The sequence below is a fragment of the Plantactinospora sonchi genome, assembly GCF_036422035.1.
GTDB classification, from domain to species: Bacteria; Actinomycetota; Actinomycetes; order Mycobacteriales; family Micromonosporaceae; genus Plantactinospora; species Plantactinospora sonchi.
This window is the reverse complement of sequence record NZ_JAZGQK010000005.1, coordinates 1-15,317: the sequence shown is the minus strand read 5'-3', so window position 1 is coordinate 15,317 and position 15,317 is coordinate 1. Positions and strand designations below refer to the sequence as shown.

Annotated in this window: 11 protein-coding genes; 6 read left to right on the top strand and 5 right to left on the bottom strand. The window is 72.7% G+C overall.

Annotated features, from left to right (window positions below; genetic code table 11):
* Window positions 1–81 precede the first annotated feature (81 nt).
* From V1633_RS06090 to V1633_RS06080, 3 genes are all read right to left on the bottom strand, one after another.
* Window positions 82–627, bottom strand: a complete 546-nt coding sequence (locus V1633_RS06090; RefSeq protein WP_331213192.1) for a hypothetical protein — start codon at window positions 625–627, stop codon at window positions 82–84.
* 139 nt (window positions 628–766) lie between these two features.
* Entirely contained in the window at window positions 767–2,101 is a 1,335-nt protein-coding gene (locus V1633_RS06085; protein ID WP_331213191.1) for a GNAT family N-acetyltransferase, read from the bottom strand.
* Window positions 2,102–2,181: 80 nt separating this feature from the next.
* Window positions 2,182–3,555, bottom strand: coding sequence for an MFS transporter (locus tag V1633_RS06080; protein ID WP_331213190.1), 1,374 nt, complete (start codon window positions 3,553–3,555; stop codon window positions 2,182–2,184).
* A gap of 214 nt (window positions 3,556–3,769) precedes the next feature.
* Between V1633_RS06080 and V1633_RS06075 the strand changes: the two genes are divergently transcribed.
* Window positions 3,770–4,276 (top strand): TetR/AcrR family transcriptional regulator, encoded by a 507-nt coding sequence (locus V1633_RS06075; RefSeq protein ID WP_331213189.1) that lies wholly within the window; start codon window positions 3,770–3,772, stop codon window positions 4,274–4,276.
* Here the strand turns inward: V1633_RS06075 and V1633_RS06070 are convergent, their stop codons facing one another.
* The gene (locus tag V1633_RS06070; protein ID WP_331213188.1) at window positions 4,277–5,395 is read right to left on the bottom strand and encodes a nucleotide disphospho-sugar-binding domain-containing protein; all 1,119 of its coding nucleotides are present in this window, start codon (window positions 5,393–5,395) and stop codon (window positions 4,277–4,279) included.
* A gap of 221 nt (window positions 5,396–5,616) precedes the next feature.
* Complete coding sequence (eno, locus tag V1633_RS06065) at window positions 5,617–6,924, bottom strand: phosphopyruvate hydratase (RefSeq protein WP_331213187.1); 1,308 nt, start codon at window positions 6,922–6,924, stop codon at window positions 5,617–5,619.
* Window positions 6,925–7,074: 150 nt separating this feature from the next.
* Between eno and V1633_RS06060 the strand changes: the two genes are divergently transcribed.
* From V1633_RS06060 to V1633_RS06040, 5 genes are all read left to right on the top strand, one after another.
* Complete coding sequence (locus tag V1633_RS06060; protein ID WP_331213186.1) at window positions 7,075–7,497, top strand: MarR family winged helix-turn-helix transcriptional regulator; 423 nt, start codon at window positions 7,075–7,077, stop codon at window positions 7,495–7,497.
* A gap of 229 nt (window positions 7,498–7,726) precedes the next feature.
* Window positions 7,727–10,822: a discoidin domain-containing protein gene (locus V1633_RS06055; protein ID WP_331213185.1), complete on the top strand. Its 3,096-nt coding sequence runs from the start codon at window positions 7,727–7,729 to the stop codon at window positions 10,820–10,822.
* Between the two features lie 298 nt (window positions 10,823–11,120).
* Window positions 11,121–12,488 (top strand): hypothetical protein, encoded by a 1,368-nt coding sequence (locus V1633_RS06050; RefSeq protein WP_331213184.1) that lies wholly within the window; start codon window positions 11,121–11,123, stop codon window positions 12,486–12,488.
* Window positions 12,489–12,618: 130 nt separating this feature from the next.
* Window positions 12,619–13,869 (top strand): AAA family ATPase, encoded by a 1,251-nt coding sequence (locus tag V1633_RS06045; RefSeq protein WP_331213183.1) that lies wholly within the window; start codon window positions 12,619–12,621, stop codon window positions 13,867–13,869.
* 83 nt (window positions 13,870–13,952) lie between these two features.
* Entirely contained in the window at window positions 13,953–15,212 is a 1,260-nt protein-coding gene (locus V1633_RS06040; RefSeq protein ID WP_331213182.1) for a vWA domain-containing protein, read from the top strand.
* Window positions 15,213–15,317 lie beyond the last annotated feature (105 nt).

The following is a 15,317-nucleotide window of genomic DNA, read 5'->3' as shown; positions in this document are numbered from 1 at the left end:
CGCGACGCGCGCGGAACCGCTGAGGTCCTGCAGCAGCATTCCAAAGCTGACGATCGGCGGCAACCCGTCGACAGACTGCGACTACGGCCGGTGAACGGAGAGGGCCTCGTCGATCGCGGCCTCCGCCTGGCGACGGTCCAGACCGGCACCGAGCGCGACCTCGGACACCAGGATCGCCCGGGCCCACCCGAACACCTGCGTCATGCCGGCGTCGAGGGGCTCGCGCTGGCTGCGCACGGTCAGGTTCCGGAGCACCTGCGCCACCTGGCGGGCGTCCAGCACCGCCGGGGCGCCGTCGAGGCCCGCGTCCGCGGTGATCCCACCGATCATCGTCAGGTACGTGTCGAAGACCGACCCCCAGGTCGTCGGCTCCTCGTCGGGCACCGGGGCGGCCAGGACCGCCAGGACCGCCGGCACGCCACCGGGCCCGAGCACCTCGGACAGCGGTGCCAGGCTGTCGTTGTCGATCAGGGGTTGTGTGATCGTCTCCGGCTCGGCCGCGTCGAACGGGTAGCCGAGGACGATGTTCGTCCACGTCTTCCCGGCCACCTCCTTGGTGGTGATCGCCCGGACGGTGGTCGCGCCCTCCAACCCGCAGACAACTGCCTGACCGACCTCGTATCTCATCACCACTCCTCGGCGTCGACGTACCGTCACGGTATCCAGGTCCGCCGATGGCCGGCTACCGGCCGATACTCCGGTCCGCGCCGCATCTGGTGCACCGGTCCGTCCCCCGATCGACCGACCCGGGGCCCCGGCCGCCGGGTCAGTTGCGAGGCCAGACCCGGACCGGCACGTGGGGAAACGCCGCGGTGAGGAAGTGTTCGGTGAAGCGGTCGGCCAGGAGGCAGTCCGGCCAGGTGTCCAGTACTTCGGGCAGGGTGCGGTGGCCGAGGGCCAGTTGGAGCAGAGCGCCGGGCGGGATGGCGGCGTGGGTGTGTGGGTCGGTGGACGGACTGACGGCACCGGGTACGGACGTCACCGCGGTCAGTTCACCGTGGGTGAACTCCAGCCGGGCGGCGCGCCCGTACATGTCGATGTTCAGCGCCGGCTCGTGCCATCGCAGCTCGGCGGTGTGCCAGCGGGCCCGCAGCAGCGGTTGTAGCCGGGCAAGCAGGCCGACCGGGTCACCGGTACGCACGTACCAGCCTCTGGGCCGCCTCGGTACGCCGAGCGGGCCGAATCGGGACAGTGGGTGATCCGGGTCGAGGAGGAGGCGCACCGCGGCGAACGGTCGCCCCGCCGATGCCTCGTACCGCCGGCCGACGTGGCCCAGGTGTGCGTGCACCGCGGCGGCGGCCTGCGGCCAGTCGGCCGGTCGCTTGCAGGCCGCCGCAACCACGGTCAGCTCGCCGGCGGTGGAGAGCTGGGCTCCGTGCACCAGGTACCCCCGTACGTCGGTGCCGTGCACCAGGACGGCGACCACCCGTCGGGCGATATCCGGCGGACGGCGCCCGGCGATCTCGTACCGCCACACCTCGGCGTCCCTCGGGCAGACCAGGGCATTCCCGTCGACGAGCCGCCGGTCGATGTCGGCGAGGTCGTCCGCGTCGGCGACGGTGGCCGGGCGGAGCGTCAGACCGCCGGAGGAGCCGTCCGGCTGGTCCTGCCCGGTGGCCGGCAGCGCGGCGGCGGGCACCGGTGCGGCCCCGTCGTTGGCCAGGGCGTAGTCGTAGCCGAGTCGCCGATAAAAGTAGGGAATCCCCTCGATGACCTGGATCGGCACGCCGACGGCCGCGTAGCGCTGGTGCAGAGCGGCGAACAACCGTTCGGTGAGTCGGTTCCCGCGGTGCTCCGGCGCCGTGCCGACCAGTTCGACCTGGGCGACCGGCAGCCGCACCCCGGTCAATCCCCAGTCCTGCCGCAGCCCGACGAGGCTGGCTACCGGGCGGCCGGTGGACTGGTCCTCGGCGACGAGAAAGTCGTCGGCCGCGACCGAGGGATGGCCGTCCAGCAGGTCTTCGACCCAGGCGGCGATGCCGGGGTGCGGTTGCCCACCGGTCACCGCCTGAAGCTGCACCGACGCGTGCAGGCGAGCGAGTTCGACGACGTCGGAGGCTCGGCCAGGCCGGATTCTGTAGCGGTCGTTTTCCCTTGTCATACCTTGTCTCCTGGGAGCATGGCGGCTGCGGTCCTCGACCTGGACGTCGAGCTGTCGTCGGCGGTCTGCCGGTCGGCTGCTTACCTGGAACGGGAACCCGGGGTGATGGCGAACGCGGCGACTGCCGCAACCACGGCGACGATCGCGCCGGTGGTGAAGCCGCGGGTGAACCCGCCGGTACCGACGCCGACGATGCTGACAGCGGCGACGCTGGATGCGACGGCTGCGCCGAGTGATGCACCGAATTCGTGGAAGGTACTGACGATGCCGGAGGCGAGGCCAGCTTCGTGTGCGGCCACCTGTCCCAGTGCGGTGGCGGAGGCGACGACGAACAGGGACCCGGTGCCGGCAGCCGCGACCGTCATGCCCGCCACCATGTGGGCGGCCCCGTCCCAGATGGCGGGGATGGCCAGGCCGGCGGCGGCAACGAGCAGCCCGGTCACCGCCAGGGTGCGGGGTCCGGTGCGGCCGATGACGCGTCCCGCCGCGTTGGCGCCGAGCATCGTGGACAGCGCGATCGGCAGGAAGAGCAGGCCGGTGGTGAGTGCGCCGTAGCCGTGGTGCTCCTGTAGGGCGAATGTGCCGAGGAAGAACATCATGATCATGAGCGCGGTGGCGACGAGGATCAGCAGGGTGCCGGTCGCCACGGGCCTGCGGGTCAGCAGCCGGAGGTTCATCAGCGGGCTTGCGGCCACGCGCTGACGCGCCACGAACGCGGCGTACAGGACTGCCGATGTCGCCAGCAGCGCGGCGGTGGTCCAGGTGACCCAGCCGTGATCCCCGGCCCTGGTGAGCGCGTAGATCAGGGTCGCTGTCGCAGCGGTTACCAGGGCCGCGCCGGGAACATCGAGGGCGGCCCTGGTCGCGGGCGCCGGCTGCGCCGGCAGGTACGAGCGGAGGGTGAACAGCAGCACGAGTCCGACCGGCACGTTGATGTAGAAGATCCATGTCCAGCCGGGTCCGGCGGTGAGGACCCCGCCGAGCAGGACGCCGAGCGCGGCGCCGCTACCGCCCAGTGCGGACCAGATACCGAGCGCTCGGTTCCGTTCGTCGCCGTCGAAGACCGTGACGATCAGCGACAGTGCCGCCGGGGACAGCATGGCGGCGGCCATCCCCTGCGCGACCCGGCCGGACAGGAGCATCGGTCCGGAGGTGGCCAGGCCCGCGGTCAGCGACGCCGCCGCGAACAGCAGCAGACCGGCCAGGACGAGCCGGCGGGCTCCGAACAGGTCGGCGGCGCGGCCCCCGAGCAGCAGCAGTCCGCCGAACGCGAGGGTGTAGCCGCTGACCACCCAGGTGAGGGTTTCCCGCCGCAGGTCGAGGTCCGCGCCCATGTGTGGCAGGGCGATGGCCACGACGGTCACATCGAGGATGAGCATGAGTTGCGCGACGCCGACCAGCCCCAGGATCCGCCAGCGTCGCGGATCAGGGCTGGTCGAAGTGGTTGCGGTCACGGACTCGGACACGCTGTTCGCCTCCGAACTAAGTCGTACAGGTGGTGTTCAACTTGGGTCCGGGTACTGTAACTCGTACATCCACTGTTTGACTTAAGGAAGTTGCATGGCTCACTCCGCTGCCAGGTCTGGACGCCGAGCGGACGCGCGGCAGAACGCCGAAAGGATCGTGCGAGCGGCTGTCACCTGCCTCGGGCGCAGCGCCGAGGCGAGCATGAACGACATCGCGCAGGAGGCGGGGGTCGGCAGGGTGACCCTGTACGGGCACTTCCCGTCCCGGGAGGCCTTGGTCGAAGCCGCGTTGATCCGGCTGTTGGCCCAGGGGGACGAGGTACTGAAGACCGTCGACCTCACCGGTGATCCTCGCGACGCACTGCGGACACTCATGGAATCCGGCTGGCTGCTGATCGCCCAGGCGGCCTCGGTCCTGCAGGCCGCGCAGGCGGCCCTGCCACCGGGGCGGATACAGGAGCTGCACGCCAAACCGGAGCAGCGGGTGCATGACCTGATCCGTCGCGGCCAGACCGAAGGCGTCTTCCGGGCCGATTTTCCTGCCGACCTGCTGGCCAGCGCCCTGCATCACATCATGCACGGCGCGGCAGTCGACGTCGCCGCCGGCCGGCTCGGCCCAACCGACGCGCCACGGTTCGTTGCCGAGATGGCCTTGGCCGTCTGCCTGGTCCCGACAGCGGCCGCCAGACCCCGCCCAGCACCCGAATGATCAGCCGGTCAGTGCTTCGAGGCGGGGCACCAGGTCGGCAGGGGCCGGCATCGCGGCCATCTCCCGGCGTACCTCGTGGGCGGCGGTCGCCAGGGCCTGGTCGGTGACCAGTCGGTCCAGCGCCGCCGGGGTGATGGCACGCTCGGGCAGGGCAAGGCCGGCGCCCCGGGCCGCGACCAGGTCGGCGTTGTGTCGGCGGTCGCCCGGCCCCGGCACCACGAGCTGCGGTACGCCGGCGGCCAGCGCCCCGAGCACCGAACCCGCCCCGCCGTGGTGCACCACCCCGGCGCAGTACGGCAGCGCCGCGTTGATCGGGATCCAGTCGACGGTGCGTACGTTCTCCGGCAGCCGGCCCCGCCGCAGCACCCGGCGGTCGGGACGGACCAGTACGACCTCGGCGTCCAGAGTGGAGGCTGCCCGGACCACGGCGGTCATCAGCTGACCGGCGCCCGGACCGGCCACGGTGCTGCGGCTGACCAGGATCCGGGGTCGGTCGCCCGGCGCGGCCAGCCAGTCCGGCAGCTCGCCGAAACCCCGGGCCGGCACGCCCCGCAGCGGTACGCCGTCCCGGGCACCGACCACGCTCGGCGGCGCGATGGTCAGGGTGAGGGCGCTCGGCGGCAGGTCGCCGATCCCGGCCCGGCGCCGGGCCCGGTCCAGCCGCGCCATCGTCGCCCGGACCAGTGTCGGGCCGTCGTAGAGCGAGTTCTCGTGCAGCACCGTCGGCACGCCCCGGCGTACGGCGGCGAACGCCCCGGCCACCGCCAGCGGCTCGTGGACGACGAGGTCCGGCTGCCAGCGGTCGGCGAGCGCGACCAGGCCGTCGGTCAGCTGGTCGTTGACCGCACCGAACAGCAGCCCGACGACCCGGGTACCGGCCCGACCGGTCAGCTCGGCCGCGGCGAGTCCCGGGTGGCGCAGGATGGTCCGCTGGGCGATCCGCTCGAACCGGAATCCGGGAGCGACGTCCTCGACCGGCAGCCCGGTCCGGCGTACGCCGAGCGCGTCGGCACCGGCGGCGATCAGCACCTCGTGCCCGGCGGCCCGGAACGCCTCGGCGAGCGGCACCATCGGCAGTGCGTGTCCGAGCAACGGCGCCGACACGAAGAGCACCCGCATCCGGGCAGCCTAGTCGCCCACGCCACGGAATTGACGGGCGGGGATGATCGACGAGCGGTGGTGGACATCGCCGGATCCTGTCGAGACCGGTCGCCGCCACGCCCCGGGGTCGACTCCCGGCGCCGCGTCCCGGCTGTCTCCCCGGCACAGGAGCGGGCCCCCGATCGTGATCGGGGGCCCGCTCGTGTGCCTCTGCCCGCTCGTGTACCTCTGCCCGCTGGTCAGGCCCGACGCAGTGCGGAGCGGCCCGCGAAGCGCGCCGAGTCGCCCAGCTCCTCCTCGATCCGGATCAGTTGGTTGTACTTCGCCGTGCGGTCGGAGCGGGAGAGCGAGCCGGTCTTGATCTGACCGCAGCCGGTCGCCACCGCCAGGTCCGCGATGGTGGTGTCCTCCGTCTCGCCCGAGCGGTGCGACATGACCGCCGTCCAGCCCGCCTGGTGGGCCGTGGCCACCGCGGACAGCGCCTCGGTCAGGGTCCCGATCTGGTTGACCTTGACCAGGACCGAGTTGCCGACGCCGGTGCGGATGCCCTCGCGCAGCAGCGTCTCGTTGGTGCAGAACACGTCGTCGCCGGTGAGCTGGCAGCGGTCGCCGACGCGGCCGGTCAGCTCGCGCCAGCCGTCCAGGTCGTTCTCGGCCATCGGGTCCTCGATGGAGACGACCGGGTAGGCCTCGATGAGCTTGGTCAGGTATTCGACCTGTTCGGAGGGGGTGCGGCGCACTCCCTCGCCGGTGTAGTCGTACACCCCGTCGCGGAAGAACTCCGACGACGCCGGGTCCATGACCAGGCCGATGTCGGTGCCGGGGCGGTAGCCGGTGCGCTCGATGGCGGTCATCACGAAGTCGAGCGCCTCCTCGGCGGTACGCAACGCGGGCGCGAAGCCACCCTCGTCGCCGACGCCCGTGGAGTGTCCGGCGGCCAGTAGATCGCGGCGCAGGGTGTGGAAGACCTCGCTGCCCATCCGGACGGCTTCGGCGAAGGTGTCCGCACCCACGGGCGCGATCATGAACTCCTGGAAGTCGAGCGGATTGTCGGCGTGGGCACCGCCGTTGACGATGTTCATCATCGGCAACGGCAGCAGGTGGGCGTCGGTGCCGCCGAGGTAGCGGTAGAGGGGCTGGCGGTGGGCCGCCGCGGCGGCCTTGGCGGTGGCGAGGGAGACGCCGAGGATCGCGTTGGCGCCGAGCCGGGACTTCGTGGCGGTGCCGTCGAGGGCGACCAGCGCGGCGTCGAGACCTGCCTGGTCCACCGCGTCCCGGCCGCGCACGGACGCCGCGATCTCCCCGTTGACGTGGGCCACCGCGCGGTCGACGCCCTTGCCGTGCCAGCGCGCGGAGTCCCCGTCGCGCAGTTCCACGGCTTCCCGGGCACCGGTGGAGGCCCCGGAGGGGACGGCCGCGCGCCCCAGGGACCCGTCCGTCAGGACGACGTCGACCTCGACCGTGGGGTTGCCCCGGCTGTCGATGATCCGGCGGGCGAGGACGGTTTTGATGGCGGCGTCGACGGTGCGGACTGCCTCTGCGGACATGGGAGTTCCTCCCCGTTGTCGTGTGCCGTGGCCCCGGCGGCGACAACGCTGGCGCTGAGCCCGACAGCGGCAAACCATACAGCAATGCTGTTCAGTATTGCTGCGCAGGTCAGGTGCACAGTTTGGCTGGCCAACGGTGTAGGGTGCCCTATGCCCACCCCGGAAGCCGCCGCCATCGCCGCCGAACTGCGCACCGCGATGGGCAAGCTCACCCGACGCGTCAAACACGAGGACCGCATCCCGCTGGGCCAGGTCGCCGTGCTCGGTGCACTCGACCGCGACGGCGCGATGACCACCAGCGACCTCGCCGCCGATCAACGCGTACGCCCCCAGTCGATGGCCCGTACGGTCGGGCTGCTCATCGAGCAGGACCTGATCACGCGCCGGGACCACCCCACGGACCGCCGCAAGTCGCTGGTCGAGCTGTCGGACGCGGGCCGGGCCGCGCTCGAAGCGGAGCGCGGCCGCAGGGCCGGCTGGCTCGCGCAGGCCATCGAGGCCGAGCTCACCGACGAGGAGCGGGCGTTGCTGGCCCGGAGCACCGCCCTGCTGGACCGGCTCGCCACCCGCTAGCACCCCGACAGTCGAGGACCGGACCAGAGAGCGCTCTCGCGCAGGTGGTCGGGCTTACCTGCACGTCCGGGTGGTGAGGCGAACCAGTCGTCCCGATCCGCTCTGACCACATCCCAACATGGTCCTTGACCAATCGACGGCACACGATGACTCTGGGAGAGAGCGCTCTCTGCCCCCGTCCGTACCGCAGCGGCGCTCTCCCCCGCCACCGCGCACCCGGGAGCCGTCCATGCCGACATCAGCACCGACACCCCCACCCCGGTCCCCCGTCCGTCGCCGCCACCTCGGATACGCCGTCACGGCGCTGGTCGCCCTGCTCGCCGGCTACCTGGCCGGCCCCGCTCCGGAAGCGGCCGCCGCCGGACCGCTGCTCTCACAGGGCCGGCCGACCACCGCCTCCTCCGTCGAGTCCGACGGCACCCCGGCGGCCGCCGCCACCGACGGCAACCCCGGCACCCGGTGGTCGAGCCAGTTCAGCGATCCACAGTGGCTCCGGGTCGACCTCGGCAGCACCGCGACCGTGGACCAGGTAGAGCTCGTCTGGGAGGGCGCGTACGCGCGGTCCTTCCAGATCCAGGTCGCCGCCGCGCCGGACGGCCCCTGGCAGACGGTCTACAGCACCACCACCGGGACCGGCGGCACGCAGACGCTCACCGTCAGCGGCACCGGCCGCTACGTACGGATGAACGGCACCGCCCGGGCCAGCGGCTACGGGTACTCGCTGTGGGAGTTCAAGGTGTACGGCACCAGCGGCGGCAACCCGAACCCGCCCACCGGCCAACCGATCTCCGAGTTCAAGAAGGTCTCCGCCTCCTCCTGGGAGGGCGGCAACGCACCCGCCGCCGCGCTCGACGGCCGGACGACCACCCGCTGGTCGAGCCAGTTCAGTGACCCGCAGTGGCTCAGCGTCGACTTCGGCGGCGTGGCCACGGTCAACCGGGTGGTGCTCAACTGGGAGGGTGCCTACGCCACCGGTTACCGGCTGGAGACGTCCAACGACGGGACCGTCTGGACGACCATCTACTCGACCACCTCCGGACGGGGTGGCGTCGAGCAGCTCACGGTCAGCGGAACCGGCCGCTACCTGCGGTTCCACGGAACCGCCCGGGCCACCGGCTACGGGTACTCGCTCTGGGAGTTCCAGGTCCACGGCACCGTCGACACCGCGGCGACGAACCCGCCGATGCTCTCCGGTCCCACCCGGCCGCCCGGCACGCTCAACCAGTTCGCGCTGAGCGCCCCGGCCGACACCGCCATGATCACCACCACCCGCCGACCCACCCTCTCCTGGGCAGCCGTCCCCGGTGCCACCCGCTACCAGGTGTGGATCAACATCAGCCGCACCGACTACGACTTCACCGCCAGCGGCAACCTGATCGACCTCTACACCCGGGTCGCCGAGCCGACCGGTACGTCGTACACGCCGAGCTGGGACCTGCCGGACCGGTGGACGTACAAGTGGTATGTCACCTCGGTCGGCGGAACCCCGCTCACCTCGAACATCCGCCGGTTCAGCGTCTACCTCCCCACCGTGGAGACGGTCGCCGACGGCGTCAACCTCGTCGACGGCAACCGGGACCTCAACAAGAACGGCACGACCGAGCCGTACGAGAACTGGCGGCTGCCGGTCGAAACCCGGGTCACCGACCTGCTGGGCCGGATGACGGCCGAGGAGAAGGCGTACCAGATGTTCTACAACGCCCAGGCGTTCCCGCGCTCGGGCTGGCACTTCGGCCCGGCCCAGGCACAGGACCTGCACAACATCCTGCTCGCCTCCGCCGGCACCCGGCTCGGCATCCCGTTCGTCTCGGCCGGTGACACCATCCACGGCTACCAGACCAGCTATCCGATGCAGAGCGCGCTGGCCGCCGCGAAGAACTACCCGCTGGACTACCGGCTCGGCGACCTGCAACGCCGGGAGCAGTTGGAGGTCGGCACCCGGGGCGTGCTCGGGCCGCTCGCCGAGGTCGGCACCAAGGTGCTCTACCCGCGCATCCAGGAGGGCAACGGCGAGGACGCGCAGGTCGCCGCCGCGCAGGTACGGGCACTGGTCGCCGGTCTGCAGGGCGGTCCGGAGCTGAACCCGCAGTCGGTGCTCGCCACCGTCAAGCACTGGCCCGGCGAGGGAGCCGGCGGCGAGGCGCTGATCGTCTTCGACGGGGTCACCATCAAGTACCACATGATCCCGTTCCGCGCGGCGATGGAGGCGGGCGCGGTCAACATCATGCCCGGGTACGCCGGCAGCTCGTTGCTCGATCCGGGTGGTCCGGGCGCCGGCGACAGCGCGCCGATCCTCGCGTACCTGCGGCAGAACCTCGGCTTCCAGGGCCTGATCACCACCGACTGGCTGCCGTCCGGTTCCTGGGTCGGCGCGGCGAACGCCGGCTCCGACGTGATGGGCGGCGCCGACCCGGGCGCGGCCGGCTTCTCCATCGGCACGTTCACCGCGAACGTACCGGCGGCCCGGATCGACGACGCGGTTCGGCGGGTACTGCGGATCAAGTTCCAGCTCGGCATCTTCGAAGCCCCGTACGGCGACCCGGTCAACGGGCCGTACCGGTTCCACACCCCGGCCTACACCGCCCTGGCCAACCAGGCGTCGCGGGAGGCGATGACCCTGTTGAAGAACACCGGCGGGGTGCTGCCGATCCGGTTGAACCCGGGCGACAACATCGTGGTCGCCGGGCCGCGCGCCGACGACACCGCCGCCTGCTGTGTCTGGACGAGCTTCTTCCACGCCGAGTACGGCTCGAAGACCATCCTCCAGGCGATCCAGGCCCGGGCCGCCCAGTCCGGCGTCAACGTCCACTCCGGCGACGGGCCGTCGCCGAAACTGGCCGTGGTGGCGGTCGGCGAGACCAGCTACACGCACGCCACCAGTTGGGTGAAGGAGCAGCCGTACCTGCCACCGGACCAGTTGGCCCTGATCCAGAACTTCCGGGCCCGGGGCATCCCGGTGGTGGTGGCGCTGGTCCTGCCCCGACCGTACGTGATCACGGAGTGGCACGACCTGGCCAGCGCCATCGTGGTCACCTACCGGGGCGGCGAGGAGATGGGGCCGGCCCTGGCCAGCCTGCTCTTCGGCGACTACAGCCCGCGCGGCAAACTGCCCTGGCAGCTGCCACGCAGCCTGGAGCAGGTGCTCCGGCCCGGTGGCGCGGACGTGCTGGCGGACGCGAACGAGGCCTGGGACCTGCCGTACGACCTGGGCGCCACCGCGGCGCAACGGGACCAGATCCGGGCCAGCATCAACGCCGGACAGCCACCGGCGACGAACCACGGCAACCCGCTCTACCCGTATGGCGCCGGCCTGACCGGCTTCTGAACTGGTCGACCGGCTGCTGACCGGATGACCGGCGTCTGAGCTGGTCTACCGGCTTCTGAACCGACCGTGGGATGCCGCCGGCCCGCCTGTGCGGGCCGGCGGCGGTCGTCGGTCGACGGGCACGGTCCGGACCGCGAGGCCGCCGATGACGTAGCCGCCCGGCACCCGTACTGGTCCACGCGGCCGGACCGGCGCGGACCGGCGGCGCCTGGCTGACCGGTCCGGAAGACGGTATGCTGCCCGCGATGATTACCTCATTCACTGGATTGGGGGTCTCGTTCACCAGAAGTGAGTGCTGATGCGCTCCACTGTGAACGGGCAGTCCCGTCTCTCCCTCTGGCGACATGTACGCGAATTCGCCGTGCCGCCCTCCATGATCACATCAGCGACCGCCCGGCGGGTCGTCGGCGACTGGGCGGGAGCGTGTGCCGCCGCCCGCGTCGACGTCGACCTGGACCTGCGCGCGGTGACCCGTGCCGCCGGCCGGGAACTCGCCGCAAGAATCCGGGCCGACCTCCGACATCTCGCCCCTGACCTGCTCCGTTGGCACATGCCGAGGATCGCACCGGACGGGCTGCTGCGCCCCGGTCTGACCCTCTCGCTGGCCCGGTACGGGCCGGAGGGCGACAAGACCCTGCACCTCGTCGCCCGGACCCCGCCCGGCTGGGCCGACGGCGGCCAGCGGATCAGCCTCGCGCTGTGGGACGAGGCGGGTTCCGGCGACCGGGCCGGCAACCACCCGCACCCCCGCCCGAACCCCCGGTTCCGTCTCGACCTGCACCGCCACCTGTGGGACGCGCGGCGCAGCGTTGAGCTGCGGGCCCGGTCCGGACTGGACCACCCGCCCGACGACAACCGGCACCCACCGGAACACGACAGGCTGCGCGACCTCGGTTGTGCCGTGGACCGGTGGGCGGCCGAGGCGCGGGTACTGCTCCACGCGGAAGACCGGGCCGCTGAAACAGCTGTCGCGGCACGGCTCGGTGGCCGACGGCGGCTGGTGCTGGAACTGACCGGCGGGCCGGACGGGGTACGTGCCGTCCCGGGGGCGGCCGCGCGGCGGCTCGCCGCGCTGCCGGTGCTGCCGGACGCCGCGACCTGGGTGCCACCCGACGTGGCGTTGCTGCGGGCCGGGCTGATCGGGGCCGACCTGCTGCACCCCCTGGTCGCGGCGGCACTGGTACCGGACCGTCCGGTGATCGGGCCGTCGGACCTGTCGACCGGCCCCCGCCTTGTCGAGTGTCGCGGCGCCCAGCACCGGATCGGCCTGGTCGACGGGGTCCTCGTACCGCTGGACCACGACCCGGTCGAGATCCGCCGCGAGGAACTGCTGGCCGCGTTGACCGGCACTCCGCTGGCCTGCCTGCGGGCGATCGACGAGGCACACCGGCGACCGGAACAGCTCGTCGACATCCGGGCCCGGCTGGATCACGGCGACACGGTCGGCGCGCTGGCCGCCGTCGAGAACCTGCTCGGTCCGGAGGCGACGCTGCCCGACGGCGTACTGCGGGACGAGTTGGCCACGGCGGCACTGCGGCAGGTCACGTGCGGCCTGTTCCGGAGCGGACTGGTCGACACCACGCGTTCCATCCACGCCCGGCCCACCCGGCGCCCCCGCGACCACCGGGGACACCCGCGCAACGCACGCCACCCGGTGTCCCGCTGACCCGTAGGGCCGCTGGCCCGCCGAGCCCTGATCCGGCCGCCCACCGTGCTCGGCGGCCGCGTCCACCCTGACCGACACCTCCCCGGCCGGCACGGCTTCCGCCCGGCCCGACCCTGAACGGTGAAAACACATGCCTGGATCTCTCCTCGCCCCGCCCGCCGCCGACCACTCCGCCGACCAGCTCGGGATCGCCGACGACCTGATCACCCTGCTCGGCGACACCACCACCGAGCCGCGCCCGGACACCCAGTTGACCGCGCTGACCCTGGCCGTCGCCGCCGACCTGCCGGTGCTGCTCTGGGGCGAGCCGGGAATCGGCAAGACCGCCGCCCTGAACCAGCTCGCCGCCTCCCTCGACCTGCCGCTCACCACGGTGATCGCCAGCGTGCACGAGCCGTCCGACTTCTCCGGCCTGCCGGTGGTCGGCGACGACCCCGCCGTACAGGGTGTGCCGATGGCGCCGCCGGACTGGGCCGTACGCCTGGTCCGGGCCGGCCGGGGGCTGCTCTTCCTCGACGAACTCTCCACCGCGCCGCCGGCCGTGCAGGCCGCCCTGCTCCGCCTGGTGCTCGAACGACGGGTCGGCGCGCTGCGCCTGCCACCCGGGGTCCGGATCGTCGCCGCCGCCAACCCGCGCTCCTCGGCGGCGGACGGCTGGGAACTGAGCGCCCCGTTGGCGAACCGTTTTGTCCACCTGCACTGGACGTACGACCACGAGGTGGTGGTACGTGGACTCGGCGGCACGTGGCCGGAGGCGTCGCTGCCCCGGCTCGCCCCGGACCGGCTGGCCGGGGCGGTGGACTTCGCCCGGCGGGCGGTCTGCGGTTTCCTCACCGCCCGACCGGGTTTTGTCCACCGGCTGCCCCGCAGCGAGCCGCAGAAGGGCGGCGCCTGGCCGTCGCCCCGCAGTTGGGAGATGACCCTGCGGCTGATCGCCTTCGCCACCGCCGCCGGTACCTCCCGGGAGGTGCTCTCCCTGCTGGTCCGGGGCACCATCGGGGACGGCCCGGGACTGGAACTGCTGGCCAGCCTGGACCGGATGGACCTGCCGGATCCGGAGACGCTGCTGGCCGACCCGACCGGCGTCGAGTTGCCCGAGCGGGGCGACCTGCGGCAGGCCGTACTCGACGGGGTGGTGGAGGCGGTCCGCAAACGCCCGGAGCGGTCCCGCTGGGACGCGGCGTGGACCCTGTTGGGCCGGGTCCTGGAGACCGGCGCCCCGGATCTCGTGGTCGTCCCCGCGACCACGCTCGCCACCCTGCGGCAGGACGACTGGGACGTGCCGTCGTCGATCGACCGACTCGCCGACGTGGTGTCGCTCAGCACCCGGGTGGACAAGGTCGCGAGCCGGGTAGCGGCCGTCGCCGGGAGCGGCCGATGACAGCCGGGACCGCCACGGCGACCGGACCGGTGACGGCTAGCAGGCCGGCAGCGACGACCGGACCGGCAACGGCATCGGCAGCGGTGACGCGGACAGTCGCCGACGCGCGGGCGGTCACCTCGACGTTGGACTTCCAGAAGCTCTTCGCCGCCCGGCTGTACGCCGCCCGGGTCCGGCCGTACCTGGCGGCCGCGCTGTTCGCCCTGAGCCCGGTGGAGTCGCGGCGGGTACCGACGATGGCGGTGGACCGGCACTGGCGGTGCTACGTCTCGCCCACGTTCGTGGCCCGGAGCAGCGTGGAGGACCTGGCCGGGGTCTGGGTGCACGAGGTCTCGCACCTGCTCCGCGACCATCACGGCCGTGGTGACCGGGTCGCCGCCGAACGCGACCTGCACGGCCCCGGCGAACGGCTGCGGATGAACATCGCCGCCGACTTCGAGATCAACGACGACGTGTACGGGGACGGGCTGTGCCTACCCCGCGACGCCGTCGTGCCGGCCCTGCTGCGGCTCCCCGTCGGCCTGCTGATGGAGGAGTACCTGCGCCTGTTCCGGCTCGGTCCGTACACCCAGGACCTGGTCTGGCTGGACTGCGGCAGCGGCGCCGACGGCCTGGACCGGGAGTGGGAACTCGGGCCGGACGGCGCACACGGGCTCAGCCCGCAGGAGCGGGACGCGGTGCGGTTCCGGGTCGCGCAGGGCATCTCCGCCCGTCCCGGTGACGTACCGAAGGGGTGGCAGCGGTGGGCGGAGGAGGCGTTCCACCCACCCCAGCCGTGGCGGGACCTGCTCGGCGCGGCGATCCGCTCGGCGGCCACCGGGCAGGGGGCGGGCGAGGACTACTCGTACGGCCGGCCGGCGCGGCGGTCCACCAGCCTGCCCGGCGTGGTGCTGCCGAGCCTGCGGCGCCGGCCGCCGCAGGTCTCCGTGGTCATCGACACCTCCGGGTCGGTGAGTGACGCCGAACTGGGCAGTGCGCTCCTGGAGGTCGCCGCGATCGTCCGAGCCGTCGGCGGCCGGCGCGACCTGGTCAGTGTGCTGCCGTGCGACGCGACGGCCGGCATCGTGCACCGGCTGTGCCGCGCCGAGGGCATCCCGCTGGTCGGCGGCGGCGGCACCGACCTGCGTACCGGTTTCGTCCGGGCGCTGGGTACCCGACCCCGGCCGGACGTGGTGGTGGTGCTGACCGACGGGCAGACCCCGTGGCCGCCGGAGCGGCCGGCGTGCCGGACCGTGGTGGGGCTGTTCCGGAGGGAGCCGGTGTCGTGGGAGGAGGACGATCCCGACTACGTGCCGGACCCGCCACCGGCGTGGGCGAGGGTGGTCACCATCGGTCCCCACTGAACCGGTGACCGGGGTGAACCGGCGGGGGGGGGGGGGGGGGGGGGCCCCCCCCCCCCCGGGGCCGGGGGGGGGCCGCCCCCCCCCCCCCCCCCCCCCCGGTGCGTC